Origin of the sequence: Bradyrhizobium sp. S3.2.6, from assembly GCF_040546885.1 — a bacterium.
In the GTDB taxonomy this organism is placed as follows: Bacteria; Pseudomonadota; Alphaproteobacteria; order Rhizobiales; family Xanthobacteraceae; genus Bradyrhizobium; species Bradyrhizobium cytisi.
In genome coordinates this window covers 120,935-135,796 of sequence record NZ_JBEPOS010000005.1, presented here as the reverse complement: position 1 = coordinate 135,796, position 14,862 = coordinate 120,935, and the positions used below count along the sequence as shown (strand labels likewise).

Below are 14,862 nucleotides of genomic sequence, written 5' to 3'. Positions count from 1 at the left end.
CAGCAAAGGAGAACGACCATGAAGCCCCGCATGAATTTCTACCAGGCCGCCCCCGACACGATGAAGGCGCTGATGGCGCTGGAAGAGCAGATTCAGTCGACGGGTCTGGAGAAATCGCTGATCGAGCTCGTCAAGATCCGCGCCTCGCAGATCAACGGCTGCGCCTTCTGCATCAACATGCACACCGAGGATGCCCGCAAGCGCGGCGAGACCGAGCAGCGCATCTATCTGCTCAACGCCTGGCGCGAATCCCCGCTCTATACCGACCGCGAGCGCGCCGCGCTGGCCTGGACCGAGTCGGTGACGCTGATCGCGGAAACGCGCGCGCCCGACGACGTCTACGCCGAGGTCCGCGCGCAGTTCTCCGACGCAGAGACGGTGAACCTGACCATGCTGATCGGCGCCATCAATGCCTGGAACAGGCTAGCGATCGCGTTCCGCGCGGTTCATCCGGTGAAGGTGAAGGCGTCGGTGGCGTAGGGGTGCGACACGCCCTCGCGGGCAACTGTCATGCCCCGCGAAGGCGGGGCATGCAGTATTCCAGAGACAGCGAAGTCTATAACAACCGCCGCGGCGTACTGGATCGCCCGCCTTCGCGGGCGACGACGGCGGTGGGTGTGGCTCAGACCGCCGTCGCCTTGGCGAACTCCACATAGATCTCGCGAAGCCGCGCGGCAAGCGGGCCGGGCTTGCCGTCGCCGACCTTTTTGCCGTCGATCGCCACCACCGGCTGGACAAACAGCGAGGCCGACGTCGCAAAGGCTTCCTTCGCCGCGAGTGCCTCTTCCACAGTGAAGGAACGCTCCTCGACGCGGAGCTGACGCTCTTCGGCGAGCGCGACCACGGCCTTGCGGGTGCAACCGGGCAGGATCGCGTTGGAGTTCTTGCGGGTGACGATGACGTCATCCTTGGTGAGAATGAACGCTGACGACGAGCCACCTTCGGTGACATAACCGTCTTGCAGCATCCAGGCCTCGCCGGCGCCAGCTTCTGCCGCCGCCTGCTTCGCCAGCACCTGCGCCAGCAGCGCCACGCTCTTGATGTCGCGCCGCTCCCAGCGGATGTCGGGCACCGTGATCACGTTGATGCCGGTCTTGGCGGAAGCTGCGTTGATGATGTCCTTTTCGGAGGTGAACATCACCAGGCTCGACTTGACGTCGCCCTTGGGGAAGGCGAAGTCGCGGCCCTTGTCGGCGCCGCGGGTGACCTGGAGATAGACCAGGCCGTTCACGACCTTGTTGCGGGCGATCAATTCCTTCTGGATCTCGGTGATGCGCTCGACCGTCTCCGGCAGCCTCAAGCTGATCTCGCCGACCGAGCGCTCCAGCCGCGCCAGATGCGAGGCGTTGTCGACGAGCTTGCCGTCGAGCACGGCCGAGACCTCATAGATGCCGTCGGCGAAGAGGAAGCCGCGGTCGAGCACCGAGATCTTCGCGTCCGAGAGCGGGACGAATGAGCCGTTGACGTAGGCGGTCGAATCCAAGGCTGGTCTCCTGGCGGGAAAGGGAGATTTATCGACCTGTATAGGGGATTTGGTGAGCGCGATAAACCCCGCTCTTCGTCATCCCGGGGCGCGCGTAGCGCGAGCCCGGGATCCATCTCACCTCATGTACTGCGGCCCGATGGATTCCGGGCCTGGCCCTTCGGGCCATCCCGGAATGACGGCGGAGATTAGTGCGACAAGATCTTCGACAAGAACTTCTGCGCGCGGTCGCTGCGCGTCTTGCCGAAGAAATCGTCCTTCGGCGCATCCTCGACGATCTCGCCGCGGTCCATGAAGATCACGCGGTTGGCGACCTTGCGGGCAAAGCCCATTTCGTGGGTCACGACCATCATGGTCATGCCTTCGCGCGCGAGATCGACCATGACGTCGAGCACCTCGCTGACCATTTCAGGGTCGAGCGCCGAGGTCGGCTCGTCGAACAGCATCACGATCGGATCCATCGCGAGCGCGCGCGCGATCGCGACACGCTGCTGCTGACCGCCGGAAAGCTGCGCCGGAAATTTCTGCGCCTGCTCATTCAGGCCGACGCGGTCCAGGAGCTGCATGCCCTTCGCCACCGCCTTGTCGGACGACCGCCCGAGAACCTTCTGCTGGGCGAGGCAGAGATTGTCGATGATCTTCAGATGCGGGAACAGCTCGAAATGCTGGAACACCATGCCGACGCGCGAGCGCAGCTTCGGCAGATTGGTCTTGGGATCGTTGACCTTGGTGCCGTCGACGCTGATGTCGCCTTCCTGGAACGGCTCCAGCGCGTTGACGCATTTGATCAGCGTCGACTTGCCCGAGCCGGAGGGTCCGCAGACCACGACGACCTCGCCCTTGGTGACGCTGGTGGTGCAATCGGTCAGCACCTGGAAGGTCGGGCTGTACCATTTGTTGACGTGGCTGATTTCGATCATGACCGACTTGCTCTAGCGGATGATGGCGATGCGCGCCTGAAGACGGCGCACGCCAAAGGACGCGATACAGGAAATGGTGAAGTAGACGACGGCGGCGAACAGGTACATCTCGACCAGACGGCCGTCGCGTTGCGCGACCTTGCTGGCCGCACCGAGGAAATCGGTGATCGACAACACGTAGACCAGCGAGGTGTCCTGGAACAGCACGATGGTCTGCGTGATCAGCACCGGCAGCATGTTGCGGAACGCCTGCGGCAGCACGACGTAGCGCATGGTCTGGGCGTAGGTCAGGCCAAGCGCGTTGGCCGCGGCCGGCTGTCCCCGCGAGATCGACTGGATGCCGGCGCGCATGATCTCGGAGAAATATGCCGCCTCGAACATGACGAAGGTGATGAGCGAGGAAGCGAACGCGCCGACGCTGATCGGGCGCGAGGCACCGGTCACCCATTGTCCGATATAAGGCACCAGGAAGTAGAACCAGAAGATCACCAGCACCAGCGGCAGCGAGCGCATGAAGTCGACATAGACGCCGGCGATGCGGCCGAGCGTCTTGTACCCGGACAGCCGCATCAGCGCGATCGCGGTGCCGAAGACGAGGCCGCCAAGTGCTGCGAGGCCCGTCAGCATCAGCGTGAACGACATGCCCTCATAGAACAGATAGGGCAACGCACGGATGACAACCCCGAAATCAAAATTGCTGAACATGGCGCTATTTCCCCGTGATGTAGCCGGGGATCGCGACCCAGCGCTCGAGGAAGCGCATCGCTGTCACGACGACGGCGTTGACGAGGAGGTAGAGGAGCGTTGCAGCGGTAAAGGCCTCGAACACCTGAAAAGAGAACTCCTGCATCGAGCGCGCCTGGCCGGTCAGCTCGAGCAGACCGATGGTGATGGCGACCGCCGTGTTCTTGATGGTGTTGAGGAACTCCGAGGTCAGCGGCGGCAGGATGATGCGGAATGCCATCGGCAGCAGGATATATCGATAGCCCTGAAAGGTCGTGAGACCGAGCGCCGTTGCCGCCATCTTTTGACCGCGCGGCAGCGAGCCGATGCCGGCCTGCAATTGTATCGCGACGCGGGCTGACATGAAAAATCCGATGCCGATGGCCGCCGTCCAGAACGGCGCGTTCGGCAGTTGCTTCAGCCAGGTGCCGGTCGACTTCGGCAACAATTCCGGCAGTACGAAGTACCACAGGAACAGCTGCACCAGCAGCGGCATGTTGCGAAAGAACTCAACCCAGCAGAAGCCGAACCAGCCGGCGGCCTTGGACGGCAGCGTCCGCATGACGCCGACGATCGAGCCGAAGACCAGCGCGATGATCCAGGCGAGCACCGCCGTCTTCAGGGTCAGCACCAGTCCCGACAGCAGCATGTCGAGATAGGTGCCGGTCCCCATCGGGTTCGGCTCGAAGAAAATTCCCCAGTTCCAGTGGTAGTTCACGTGTCCCCCGCGCGAACGCGCCAATCACAGGCGTCTTGAGTAGGTCTCGAAAATAGGTCTTGGCCGTGTATGCAAATGTCCGGCCACTCTCCTGCGGAATTCCCTCTCCCCGCTTGCGGGGAGAGGGTTAGGGTGAGGGGGGCTCTCCGCGAGGGAGGTGATAGTCGGACTCGTGGAGAGTCCCCCTCACCCGGAACTCAAGCTGCGCTTGAATCCGGCCTCTCCCCGCAAGCGGGGAGAGGCAAATAGCATCCTACTTATAGTCGTCCGGGTTCGGTGAGTCCGAAGGCTTGGCAAATTCGTTCTTCAGCTCGGCCGAGATCGGCGTGTTGAGGTTGAGGCCCTTCGGCGGGATCTTGGCGGTGAACCACTTGTCGTAGATCTTCTGGGCCTCGCCGGAGGTGTAGACCGCAGCGGTCGCCGCATCGACCACCTTCTTGAACGGCGCATCGTCCTTGCGCAGCATGATGCCGTAGGGCTCGGGCTTGGAGAACGCATCCTTGGAGATGACGTAGTCATCCGGCGACTTCGAGCCGGCAACCAGGCTCGCGAGCAGAACGTCGTCCATCACGAAGGCGACCGCGCGGTCGGTTTCGACCATCAGGAAGGCCTCGGCATGGTCCTTGGCCGGGATGATATTGGCACCCAGTCCCTTCGCGACATTGGCCTCGGTGAGCTGCTTGATGTTGGTGGTGCCGGCGGTGGAGACCACCGTCTTGCCCTTGAGATCGTCGATCGACTTCAGCCCGCTCGACTTCTTGAAGACATAGCGGCTGGCGGTCAGATAATGGGTGTTGGTGAAGGCGACCTGCTTCTGGCGCTCGGCATTGTTGGTGGTGGAGCCGCATTCGAGGTCGATGGTGCCGTTGGCCATCAGCGGGATACGGGTCGCCGAGGTGACCGGATTGAGCTTCACCTCGAGCTTGTCGAGCTTGAGCTCCTTCTTCACGGCATCGACGATCTTGTAGCAGATATCCATCGCGAACCCGACGGGCTTCTGATTGTCGTCGAGATAGGAGAACGGGATCGAGGAATCGCGGAAGCCGAGCGTGATGGCGCCGGTGTCCTTGATGTTCTTCAGCGTGCCGGTCAGCTCTTCGGCGCCGGCCTGGCTGACGACGAAGGTCGCAGCGAGCGCAAGGCCGATGTAACGGAAATGTTTCACTTTTTCTCCCCTTTCAGGATGATGCGGCCGGATGCAAGCACATCTCGGCCCGGATTAGAATGTGACTTTCGGCTGGATGCCGGCTCAGGTTAATTGGCCTCGGGTCAGCGGCTTTGGCAATTCCCCGAGATCCCAGAACAGCCCGGCCATCACCGTCAAGGCCTCTTCGGTCAATGGCAGCAGGATGTGCTCATTGGGCGCATGCTGGGAGCAGCCGGGATAGGAGTGCGGGACCCAGATCGTCGGCAGGCCCAGAATCTCGGAAAATACGTCGTTCGGCAGCGAGCCGCCGAAGTTCGGCAGCACGGCCGGCACCTTGCCGGTGGTGTTTTGGACTGAATCCGCCGCCCATTTGATCCAGGGGCTGTCGAAATCGGTGCGCGAGGCAGCAAAGCTCTGGGCCGCCCGCACCTCGACCATCGGAAAGCCCTTTGCAACCAGATGGCCGCGGATGGCGTCGATCAGGCCATCGACCCTTGTGCCGACCACGAAACGCAGCTGCAGCACGGCATTGGCGTGGCCGGGAATGGCGTTCGCCGGCTTCTCGATATTGCCCGACGACACCGCCAGCACCTCCAGCGTGTTCCAGGCATAGAGCCGTTCGGCCGCGGATAGACCGTCCTCACCCCAGTTCTCCGCAAGCGCGGGCTCGTCCTCGGTCGGCACCACCTGCACATCAGCAAGATAGCTGCGGATCTGGTTAGTGAGCCGCGGGGGCTTCAGCGCGTCGAGCTGAAGCCGGCCGTGGCCGTCGACCAGCGTCGAAATCGCATTGACCAGGATGGTCGCGGGGTTGGCAAGCACGCCACCCCAATTGCCGGAATGATGGCCGCCGTCGCGCAGGTTCACGTCGAGATGGATGCGGATGCCGCCACGGCAGCCCAGAAACAGCGTCGGCCGATCCGCCGACAGCCGCGGCCCATCGGAGGCCATGAACAGATCGGCCTTGAGCGCGTCGCGGTTGAGGTCGCAGATCTTGCCGAGATCGGGCGAGCCGATCTCCTCGCCCATCTCGACGATGAATTTTGCATTGAAGCCGAGCCTGCCGCCGCGCGCCTCGCGCACCGCACGGAGCGCCGCCATGTTGATGCTGTGCTGGCCCTTGTTGTCGGCGGTGCCGCGGCCGTAGAGGCGCGTGCCCACAACCGTCGTGCGCCAGGGATCGCGGCCATCGCGCCACTCGCCCTCCATGCCGTCGACGACGTCGCCATGGCCATAGATCAGCACGGTCGGCAGCGACGTGCTCTCGATATGCTCGGCGAACAGGAACGGTGCCCTGCCGCTGGGGGATTCGACGATGCGGCTGGTGAAGTCGAGCGCGGCAAAAGCCGGTTGCATCTCCTGCTCCAGATAGGCGCGCAGCTCGGGGCCGCGCGACGGATTCTGGCTTTCGGTCTTGAAGCCGACGCGACGATCGAGTTCGGCGAGGAACCCACCGGATTTGAAATCGTCGCGGGCGCGGGCGATGGCGTCGGCTCTGGTCATGACTTGCTTTTTCAAGGTCTCGAGGCGGGCGAGCTTAGCGGGCTACACTGGCGCTCGGAAGTGGCGGGGCTTGGATCGCTCTTGGGATTTGCTTCTTGCTCTCTTGAGATTGGCTTGCCAAGGGCGGCAGCGCTGCTGATTTTGGCCTTGCCAAGGTCGCGATATATGCAAGAACTTCGCCAAGTTGGGGCGCACATCTATCATTCGAAGAGCGCTCAGTACAGGGCGCCGGGAGACCATATGGCCAAGCAGATCAGGCTCAACGCCTTTGCGATGAATTGCGTCGCGCATCAATCACCGGGCCTGTGGACCCATCCGCGCGACCGCACCGCCGAATATAACCGCCTGCCCTACTGGATCGATCTCGCCAAGACGCTGGAACGCGGCCGTTTCGACGGACTGTTCCTGGCCGACGTGCTCGGCGTCTACGATGTCTATGGCAACAGCCCCGACGCAGCCTTGCGCAATGCGGCGCAGACGCCGTCGAACGAGCCGCTGCTTCTGCTCTCGGCGATGGCCGCGGTCACCAAGAACCTGGGATTCGGCGTCACCAGCAATCTCTCGTTCGAGCCGCCCTACCCGTTCGCGCGGCGGATGTCGACGCTCGACCATCTGACCGAGGGTCGGATCGGCTGGAACGTCGTCACCGGCTATCTCGACAGCGCCGCGCGCGGCGCCGGCAAGGACAAGCAGGCCGGGCATGACGACCGCTACGACATCGCCGATGAATATATGGAAGTGGTCTACAAGCTCTGGGAAGGAAGCTGGGAGGACGGCGCGATGCTGCGGGACCGCAAGCGCGGCATCTTCACCGATCCCACAAAAGTTCATCGCGTTAATCATGAGAGTGCGAATTACCGCATCAACAACACCATTCACCTCAGCGAGCCGTCGCCGCAGCGCACGCCGGTGCTGTACCAGGCCGGCACCTCGCCGCGCGGGCGGCAGTTCGCGGCCAAGCATGCCGAATGCGTGTTCATGTCGGGACCCTCGGCCAAGATCATTGCACCGCGCGTCTCGGCGATCCGCCAGGAGGCCGCAGCGCTCGGCCGCAACCCGGCAGAGATCCTCATGTTCAACATGATGACGATCATCCTCGGCAATACCGAAGCCGAAGCCGCGGCGAAATACGCCGACTACCGGTCGCATATCAATCCCGAAGGCGCGCTCGCGCTGATGTCGGGATGGACCGGCATCGACTTCTCCGGCTACGAGCTCGACCAGCAGGTCCGGCACGTTCAAAACGATGCCGGTCGCAGCGCACTCGACAACGTCACCCGCGGCGACCCCGACCGCGTCTGGACCGTGCGCGACGTCATCGAGCATGTCGGCATCGGCGGCGCCGGCCCGGTCGTGGTCGGCACGCCGGAGAGCGTTGCTGACAAGATCGAGGATTGGTTCGAGAAGACCGACGTCGACGGCCTCAATGTCGCGTTTGCGATCTCGCCCGGCGATTTCGAGGACATCGCCGACATGCTGGTGCCGGAGCTGACCAGGCGCGGACGGTACAAGCCGGAATATGCCGAGGGCACGCTGCGGGAGAAGCTGTTCGGCGGCGGCCGCGCGAGGCTCGACGCGCCGCATCCGGCGGCGGGATATCGGGTGGGGACAAAGGGGTAGGCCCGGGGTCGCCCTACACCTTCCCGTCCACCATCACCTCGATCAGCTTCGTTCCGGGCCGGCCAAACGCCGATGCCAGCGTTGCCTTCAGCTCGCGGGGATCGCTGAGCTTGATCGCCTCGCAGCCGAGTGCCTTCGCCACGCCGGCGAAATCCACGGGCGGATCGACAAAGTCCATGCCGACATAATTGTCGTCGCCATGGAAGGCGAGCAGGCGCTGCTTGATGATGCGATAGCCGCCATTGTTGGCGATGACGACGTTGAGCGGCAGCTTGTGATGTGCGGCCGTCCACAGCGCCTGGATCGAATACATCGCGCTGCCGTCGCCGGAGAAGCACACGACGGGCCGATCCGGATTGGCGATGCTGGCACCGACCGAGGCCGGCAGGCCCCAGCCGATGCCGCCCGAGGCGAGACCGTGATAGTCATAGCGATCGCGGTGCGGACGCAGCGCCGTGATCTGGCGGCCGGAGGTGAGGCCTTCGTCGACCAGGATCGCATGGTCCGGCATGGCTTCGACCATTTGCAGCACCAGATAGTCGGGATCGATCGGCGCGCGACCGGCGCTCTTGCCGATCTGCTCGACCAGCGCAGCGCGGCGCGCGCTCCAGTTCTTCGGCGCAAGCTCGGCGAGCCGCTGTTTTGCGCGTTGCGCCAATGCGGCACTACCCATCTCCTTCAGCACCGGGATCAGCGCGCGCAGCGTCTCCTTCACATCCGCCTTCAGCGCGATCTCGGCGCCGTAGTTCTTGGCGATCTCCCAATCGGCGAGACCGACCTGCACAATGCCGAGTCCGTCAGGCAGCGCATCGACCTCGCTATAGACCGACATCCGCAGGGGATCGCCGCCGAGCGCGACCAGGAGATCGTAGGGCGCGAGCATATCGCGCGCGACCTTCTGCACGCGGGCCAGCGCACCGACGAAGCTTGGGCTCTCCGAAAGGAAGTGCGAGCCATAGGGCGTCGAGGATTGATAGGCGGCAGCGCCGAGCAGTTCGGCAAGTTCGGCTGCCTCCTTCAACGCATCGCTCTTGACGACCTCGTCCATGGTGACGATCACCGGGTGCTCGGCCTTCAGCAGGCGTGCAGCAAAAGCCCTGAGCGCCTCATCCGACGGTTTGGTGCGCGCGTCGATGCGGGTGGAGCGGCCGAGATCAATGCCGGCCTCGCTGTTCAGGATATCGCCCGGCAGCGAGATGAACACCGGTCCGGTCGGCGGCGTCATCGCGACCTTGGCGGCGCGGCGCACGATGCGCGGCAAATCCTCCAGCCGCGTCACCTCGACCGCCCATTTCACCAGCGGCTCGGCCATGCGCACCAGCGGGCCGTAGAGCACCGGCTCCATCAGCCCGTGGCCCTGCTCCTGCTGGCCCGCAGTCAGGATCATCGGCGTGCCCGTGAACTGGGCGTTGTAGAGCGAGCCCATCGCGTTGCCGAGGCCAGGCGCGACATGGACGTTGCAGGCGACGAGCTTGCCGGAGGCGCGGCTGTAACCGTCCGCGATCGCCACCACCAGGCTCTCCTGCATCGCCATCACATAGGTGAGATCGAGATGTTCCTTCAGCGCATGCATGATCGGCAACTCGGTGGTGCCGGGATTGCCGAACAGATGCGTGATGCCCTCGTCCTTGAGCAACGCGAGAAAGGCGGAACGGCCGGTGATCTTATTCTTCATGTTTCCTCCAGGCCTCGCAGGCGTTGCCGCGGGGGGAGCCGCATGATGACCGAAGTCGGAGGATGCGCGCAAGGAAGCGCGCTCATGGCTGCCTTGCGCGCGCGAGGAGAAGCTGGAAAGATAGGTCGAAGCCGGAGGGACCGTCATGGCCTACGACGAAGGCACCGCCGCACGGGTTCGCAGGTTGCTGGCGGGCCAACGCCACGTCGCGGAGAAGAAGATGATGGGCGGGCTTTGTTTCATGGTGGACAACGTCATGTGCTGCACCATCAGCGGCCGCGGCGGCATGCTGTTTCGCGTCGGCCCCGAGGCACATGCGCGGATGCTGAAGGAGCCACACACGAGTCCGATGGAAATGCGCGGGCGCATCATGACCGGGTTCGTGCGGGTCTCTGATGAGGGCACGCGAACCGATGTCAGGCTCAAGCTCTGGGTGAAGCGCGCGCTCGATTTCGTGGCGACGATGCCGACCAAGCCGCCAGCGAGGAAGGCTGCGCCGCGCACGGCGGCGGCCAACGCGAAGGCTAAAGCGCCTCCTCGCGCCCCAATTCGAACGGGTCCTCGCCGCTAGCGCGCTTCTTCTTTTTTGAGCGCTGCCAGACCACGCCCGGAAAACCCTTCAGCGGCACCAGCGGCTCGCCGGTATAGGCCCATTCCTGCAGCTCCTCGATGGCGATGTGATAGAGTGGCTGGCGTCCGGTGCGCTCCTTGAACAGCGCACGGGGAATGTTGACCATGTGCGGGCCGCGGGGGCGCTCATAGGCGATCGGCGTGCCGCAATGGGCGCAGAAGCTGCGCGCGGTCTTGGTCGCCTTGTCCTCGTAGCGGGTGAGAGCGGTCTTGCCCGAAGTGATGCGAAAGCGCTTCTTCCAGCTGCCGACATAGGTGGCGTAGGCCGCGCCATGGGCGCGGCGGCTATTGGCAGAGTGATCGTGCCAGGCCCAGCGCGCGGGGACGTCGATCTCGAAGGTGACCTGGCCGCAGAGGCATTGGCCGGTGGCGATTCCTGCGGCAACTGCGGCTTTGGCCATTGTCTCTCTCCGGCGTCATTGCGAGGAGCACTTGCGACGAAGCAATCCAGACCGCCTCTGCGGAAAGACTCTGGATTGCTTCGCTGCGCTCGCAATGACGGAGTTTGTGGTGCGATCGCGTGACAAATCAAGCTCGTCATTCCGGGACGCGCCGAAAGGCGCGGGCCCGGAATCCATCGAGCGGCAAGCCAGGACGTGAAATGGATTCCGGGTTCGATGCTCCGCATCGCCCCGGAATGACGGAAAGAGCCTAGGCCGGCGCCAGCTCGTCATAAACAGGATAGTCCGTGTACCCCTTCTCCTCGCCGCCATAGAAGGTCGCGCGGTTGTACGGGGTGATCGGGTGGTCGTGCTCGAGCCGCCGCGGCAGATCGGGGTTGGAGATGAAGATGCGGCCGAATGCGATGATGTCGGCGTGACCGTCGGCGATCGCGGCATTCGCAGTCTCGCCGGTGAAGCCGCCGGCGGTCATCAGCACGCCGCTGTAGTGCGGGCGGAACAGCACCATGGCTGACGGCACGTTCTCCCAGTGAACATCGGCACGGCCCGCGCCACTGGAGCGCGGCTCGATGAAGTGCAGATAGGCAAGGCCGAGCTTGTCGAGCGCCTTCACCACGTGGGTGTAGAGCGGCATCGGATCGGGCTCGCCGGAATCGTTGGCGATGCCGTGCGGCGACAGTCGCACGCCGACGCGGTTGGCGCCCCAGATCTCGATCGCGGCCTGCGTGACGTCCATCAGAAGCCGTGCGCGGTTCTCGATCGGGCCGCCGTATTGATCGGTGCGCTGGTTGCTGCGCGACTGCAAGAACTGCTCGAGCAGATAGCCGTTGGCGCCGTGGATCTCGACGCCGTCGAAACCGGCGGCGAGCGCGTTCTTCGCGGCCTGCCTAAAAGCCTCGACGATGCCCTTGACCTCTTCCGTCTCCAGCGTGCGCGGCGTCTCGTAGTCGGCGAGCTTGCCGTCGGCAGTCATCGCCTTCATGCCTTCGGCCTTGATCGCGATCGCCGAGGCCGAGACCGGCAGCGCACCACCATGATAGGTCGAATGCGAGACGCGGCCGACATGCCAGAGCTGGAGGAAGATGATGCCGCCCTTGGCGTGCACGGCATCCGTCACCTTGCGCCAGCCGGCAATCTGCGCCTCCGAATAGATGCCGGGCGTCGCCGGATTGCCGCGGCCGTGCGAGAGCACGGGCGACGCTTCAGCGATCAGCAGACCGCCCGGCGTGGCGCGCTGGCCGTAATATTCGGCATTGAGCGGCCGCGGCGAAAAGCTCTCGCGCTCGGCGCGCATGCGCGTCAGCGGCGCCATCGCGACGCGATGCGCGAGCTTGTACGGACCGACCTGCAACGGTCTAAACAACGCCTCGAATTTCATGTGGGCCCCGGATGTCTTTGAAAGGATGCGGATCATATAGCGAGGGCGGCCGCCGGAAAAAGGCGCCGCCCCCTCTAAAAGCAGATATTCCCCAGCGCGGAACGCGGCAGAGGACAGATGTTACGCCGTCTTGATCCAGACGGCCTTCACGTTGAGATATTCCTCGACGTGCTGCTTGCCGGACTCGCGGCCGTAGCCGCTCATCTTATAGCCGCCGAACGGCACGGCGGGGTCCATCGCCTGATAGCAATTGACCCACACCGAGCCGGCGCGCAAGCGTTTCGCGACCGCATGCGCCTTGGTGACGTCCCGCGTCCACAGGCCCGAGCCGAGTCCGAACGTGGTGTTGTTGGCGCGCTTGACCAGCTCGTCCATGTCCTTGAACGCGATCGCGGAGATGACCGGACCAAAGATCTCCTCCTGCGCGATGCGCATGTTGTCCTGGACGCCCGCGAACACCGTCGGCGAGACGAAAAAGCCCTTCGACAACGCACCTTCGGTGACGCGGCCGCCGCCGGCAAGTGCTCGCGCGCCTTCCTTCTGGCCGATGTCGAGATAACCGGTGACGCGCTCAAGCTGTTGCTCGGAGACCAGCGGGCCGATCTGGGTGTTCGGATCGAGGCCGTTGCCGACCTGCAGCTTCTTGCCGAATTCGGCGACACGGCCGACGAATTCCTCGTAGATCGACTGCTCGACGAACAGCCGCGTACCGGCGCTGCAGATCTGGCCGGAGTTGGCGAACACCGCCATCGCGGCACCCGGCACGGCGGCATCGAGGTCGGCGTCGGCAAACACGATGTCCGGCGACTTGCCGCCGAGCTCGAGCGACACGCGCTTGAGGTTGCCGGCCGAGGCACGGATGATCGACTGACCCGTGACATGCGAGCCGGTGAAGGCAACCTTGTCGACGTCATGATGCGAGGCCAGCGCAGCACCCGCGGTCTCGCCATAGCCGGGGACGACGTTGACGACGCCGGGTGGAATGCCGGCTTCCATCGCGAGCTCGGCGATGCGCAGCGAGGTCAGCGGCGCTTCTTCGGCAGGCTTGAGCACCACGGTGCAGCCGGTCGCGATCGCCGGGCCAATCTTCCAGAGCGTCGCGGTGAGCGGGCCGTTCCAGGGAATGATGGCGCCGACGACACCGACCGGCTCCTTCAGCGTGTAGGAGAAGATCTCGCCGGGCAGCGAGTTCTCGATGGTCTCGCCGTGGATCGCGGTGGTCTGGCCGGCGTAGTAGCGCAGCATGCCGACCGCGCGCAGGCGATAGGCGCGGGTGCGGCTGAGCGGTGCGCCCATGTCGAGTGTGTCGAGCTGCGACAATTCGTCGAAATTCTTCTCGACAAGATCGGCGAGCTTGAGCAGCAGGTTCTGCCGCTCGAACGGCTTGACCTTGCTCCAGGGACCCTCGAAGGCACGGCGGGCGGCGGCGACCGCACGGTCGATGTCTTCCTTGTCGCCCTCGGCAACGGTCGCGAGCAGTTCCCCAGTCGCGGGATTGTGGGTCTCGAAGCGCTTGCCGGACGCGGCATCCACCCACTTCCCGTCGATCAGCATCTGCTTGTAGGACCCGTTGGCGAACGGATGGCGCGTGATCGGAATAGCCTGCGACACAGCCATGGCTGCACTCCCTAGGTAGGTGATTGATTGGGTTCGATCTGGGCGGGACCGTTAGGTCAAACAGAATACAGCGGCGCCGGAAGGGCGTAAAGTCGGCGTAGAACGAAGCCCTGCCATGCCGACTTGTGCAGGGTCGCGCGAGCGCCATGTTATAGCTCGACCGAGCGCAACGCCCCTTCCCGGAGAATAGCCATGCCGCATCCTGTCATCGCCAAGGGCAATGTCGCCGTGATCACCGGGGGTGCCTCCGGCATCGGTCTTGCGGCGGCAACAGCGTTTGCGCGCGCCGGCATGAAGGTATGCATCGCCGACGTCGACGAGGGACGGCTGGCAGAGGCCGCAACAAAACTGTCATCGATCGCGGGGACCGCGAATGTGATGACGTCCGCGGTGGACGTCAGCCGTATTGAAAGCGTGACGGAACTGGAACGCGCCGTGGGCGCGCATTTCGGCGGCACGGACCTGTTGATGAACAATGCCGGCATCCAGCCGGGCAGCACATTGTTCGGCCTATCAGACAATTGGCAGCGCATCATTGCCGTCAACATGTGGGGCATCATCAACGGCGCGCGCATCTTCGCGCCCGCTATGATCGCGCGCGGCAAGGCCGGCCTGATCATCAACACCGGCTCCAAGCAGGGCATCACCACCCCGCCCGGCGATCCCGCCTACAACGTCTCTAAGGCCGCCGTGAAGGCATTTACCGAAGCGCTCCAGCATGAGCTGCGCAACACCAGGGATTGCCACGTCACCGCGCATCTGCTGATTCCCGGCTTCGTGTTTACCGGGCTCACCGCGAAGGGTCGCACCGAAAAGCCGGCCGGCGCGTGGACACCGGAGCAGACGGTCGATTTCATGCTTGCGCGACTCGAGGCCGGCGACTTCTACATCCTCTGCCCGGACAACGACGTGCCGCGCGCGCTCGACGAGAAGCGCCTGCTCTGGGCCGCCGGCGATATCGTCGAGAACCGGCCGCCGCTGTCGCGCTGGCATCCGGATTACGCGGATGCGTTCAAGAAGTTCGTCGATCGGAGCTAACCGAGACGA

14 protein-coding genes are annotated in these 14,862 nt (G+C 64.2%); 4 read left to right on the top strand and 10 right to left on the bottom strand.

All coding sequences use genetic code 11. The features are described from left to right. Positions 1 to 18 precede the first annotated feature (18 nt). Entirely contained in the window at positions 19 to 480 is a 462-nt protein-coding gene (locus ABID58_RS12845) for a carboxymuconolactone decarboxylase family protein (protein WP_354032894.1), read from the top strand. A gap of 142 nt (positions 481 to 622) precedes the next feature. On the opposite strand, the gene ABID58_RS12840 is transcribed toward ABID58_RS12845, so the two are convergent. From ABID58_RS12840 to ABID58_RS12815, 6 genes are all read right to left on the bottom strand, one after another. After that, complete coding sequence (locus tag ABID58_RS12840; RefSeq protein WP_354032893.1) at positions 623 to 1,483, bottom strand: D-amino-acid transaminase; 861 nt, start codon at positions 1,481 to 1,483, stop codon at positions 623 to 625. A 188-nt stretch (positions 1,484 to 1,671) separates the two neighbouring features. Next, entirely contained in the window at positions 1,672 to 2,403 is a 732-nt protein-coding gene (locus tag ABID58_RS12835; protein ID WP_148753229.1) for an amino acid ABC transporter ATP-binding protein, read from the bottom strand. Between the two features lie 12 nt (positions 2,404 to 2,415). Further along, entirely contained in the window at positions 2,416 to 3,108 is a 693-nt protein-coding gene (locus tag ABID58_RS12830) for an amino acid ABC transporter permease (RefSeq protein WP_354032892.1), read from the bottom strand. A 4-nt stretch (positions 3,109 to 3,112) separates the two neighbouring features. Then, positions 3,113 to 3,844, bottom strand: a complete 732-nt coding sequence (locus tag ABID58_RS12825; protein ID WP_148753227.1) for an amino acid ABC transporter permease — start codon at positions 3,842 to 3,844, stop codon at positions 3,113 to 3,115. Positions 3,845 to 4,097: 253 nt separating this feature from the next. Continuing rightward, positions 4,098 to 5,009, bottom strand: a complete 912-nt coding sequence (locus ABID58_RS12820) for an amino acid ABC transporter substrate-binding protein (RefSeq protein WP_148753226.1) — start codon at positions 5,007 to 5,009, stop codon at positions 4,098 to 4,100. 84 nt (positions 5,010 to 5,093) lie between these two features. Then, positions 5,094 to 6,494, bottom strand: a complete 1,401-nt coding sequence (locus tag ABID58_RS12815) for a M20 family metallopeptidase (protein ID WP_354032891.1) — start codon at positions 6,492 to 6,494, stop codon at positions 5,094 to 5,096. A gap of 240 nt (positions 6,495 to 6,734) precedes the next feature. On the opposite strand from ABID58_RS12815, the gene ABID58_RS12810 reads away from it, so the two are divergent. Beyond that, the gene (locus ABID58_RS12810; RefSeq protein WP_148753224.1) at positions 6,735 to 8,114 is read left to right on the top strand and encodes an LLM class flavin-dependent oxidoreductase; all 1,380 of its coding nucleotides are present in this window, start codon (positions 6,735 to 6,737) and stop codon (positions 8,112 to 8,114) included. A 13-nt stretch (positions 8,115 to 8,127) separates the two neighbouring features. Here the strand turns inward: ABID58_RS12810 and ABID58_RS12805 are convergent, their stop codons facing one another. Then, positions 8,128 to 9,789: a thiamine pyrophosphate-binding protein gene (locus tag ABID58_RS12805; protein WP_354032890.1), complete on the bottom strand. Its 1,662-nt coding sequence runs from the start codon at positions 9,787 to 9,789 to the stop codon at positions 8,128 to 8,130. A 145-nt stretch (positions 9,790 to 9,934) separates the two neighbouring features. On the opposite strand from ABID58_RS12805, the gene ABID58_RS12800 reads away from it, so the two are divergent. Continuing rightward, positions 9,935 to 10,360: a TfoX/Sxy family protein gene (locus ABID58_RS12800; RefSeq protein ID WP_354032889.1), complete on the top strand. Its 426-nt coding sequence runs from the start codon at positions 9,935 to 9,937 to the stop codon at positions 10,358 to 10,360. Here the strand turns inward: ABID58_RS12800 and ABID58_RS12795 are convergent. The 3 genes from ABID58_RS12795 to ABID58_RS12785 form a co-directional block, all read right to left on the bottom strand. Next, a complete protein-coding gene (locus tag ABID58_RS12795) occupies positions 10,314 to 10,820 on the bottom strand; it encodes a GFA family protein (protein WP_354032888.1) in 507 nt (168 codons plus the stop codon). The two genes, ABID58_RS12800 and ABID58_RS12795, sit on opposite strands and share 47 nt — an antisense overlap. Positions 10,821 to 11,070: 250 nt before the next feature. Beyond that, positions 11,071 to 12,198: an alkene reductase gene (locus ABID58_RS12790; protein WP_354032887.1), complete on the bottom strand. Its 1,128-nt coding sequence runs from the start codon at positions 12,196 to 12,198 to the stop codon at positions 11,071 to 11,073. Positions 12,199 to 12,318: 120 nt separating this feature from the next. Then, positions 12,319 to 13,815 carry an aldehyde dehydrogenase family protein gene (locus ABID58_RS12785; RefSeq protein WP_148753220.1) on the bottom strand — a complete coding sequence of 499 codons (1,497 nt, stop codon included), beginning with the start codon at positions 13,813 to 13,815 and terminating at the stop codon, positions 12,319 to 12,321. Positions 13,816 to 14,007: 192 nt separating this feature from the next. On the opposite strand from ABID58_RS12785, the gene ABID58_RS12780 reads away from it, so the two are divergent. Continuing rightward, the gene (locus ABID58_RS12780) at positions 14,008 to 14,853 is read left to right on the top strand and encodes an SDR family NAD(P)-dependent oxidoreductase (protein ID WP_354032886.1); all 846 of its coding nucleotides are present in this window, start codon (positions 14,008 to 14,010) and stop codon (positions 14,851 to 14,853) included. Positions 14,854 to 14,862 lie beyond the last annotated feature (9 nt).

What these genes read in the sequence shown, in the direction of transcription:
- ABID58_RS12845 (WP_354032894.1), top strand. Translation starts at nt 19, where the DNA reads ATGAAGCCCCGCATGAATTTCTACCAGGCCGCCCCCGACACGATGAAG.
- ABID58_RS12835 (WP_148753229.1), bottom strand. Translation starts at nt 2,403, where the DNA reads ATGATCGAAATCAGCCACGTCAACAAATGGTACAGCCCGACCTTCCAG.
- ABID58_RS12830 (WP_354032892.1), bottom strand. Translation starts at nt 3,108, where the DNA reads ATGTTCAGCAATTTTGATTTCGGGGTTGTCATCCGTGCGTTGCCCTAT.
- ABID58_RS12815 (WP_354032891.1), bottom strand. Translation starts at nt 6,494, where the DNA reads ATGACCAGAGCCGACGCCATCGCCCGCGCCCGCGACGATTTCAAATCC.
- ABID58_RS12810 (WP_148753224.1), top strand. Translation starts at nt 6,735, where the DNA reads ATGGCCAAGCAGATCAGGCTCAACGCCTTTGCGATGAATTGCGTCGCG.
- ABID58_RS12805 (WP_354032890.1), bottom strand. Translation starts at nt 9,789, where the DNA reads ATGAAGAATAAGATCACCGGCCGTTCCGCCTTTCTCGCGTTGCTCAAG.
- ABID58_RS12800 (WP_354032889.1), top strand. Translation starts at nt 9,935, where the DNA reads ATGGCCTACGACGAAGGCACCGCCGCACGGGTTCGCAGGTTGCTGGCG.
- ABID58_RS12795 (WP_354032888.1), bottom strand. Translation starts at nt 10,820, where the DNA reads ATGGCCAAAGCCGCAGTTGCCGCAGGAATCGCCACCGGCCAATGCCTC.
- ABID58_RS12790 (WP_354032887.1), bottom strand. Translation starts at nt 12,198, where the DNA reads ATGAAATTCGAGGCGTTGTTTAGACCGTTGCAGGTCGGTCCGTACAAG.
- ABID58_RS12785 (WP_148753220.1), bottom strand. Translation starts at nt 13,815, where the DNA reads ATGGCTGTGTCGCAGGCTATTCCGATCACGCGCCATCCGTTCGCCAAC.
- ABID58_RS12780 (WP_354032886.1), top strand. Translation starts at nt 14,008, where the DNA reads ATGCCGCATCCTGTCATCGCCAAGGGCAATGTCGCCGTGATCACCGGG.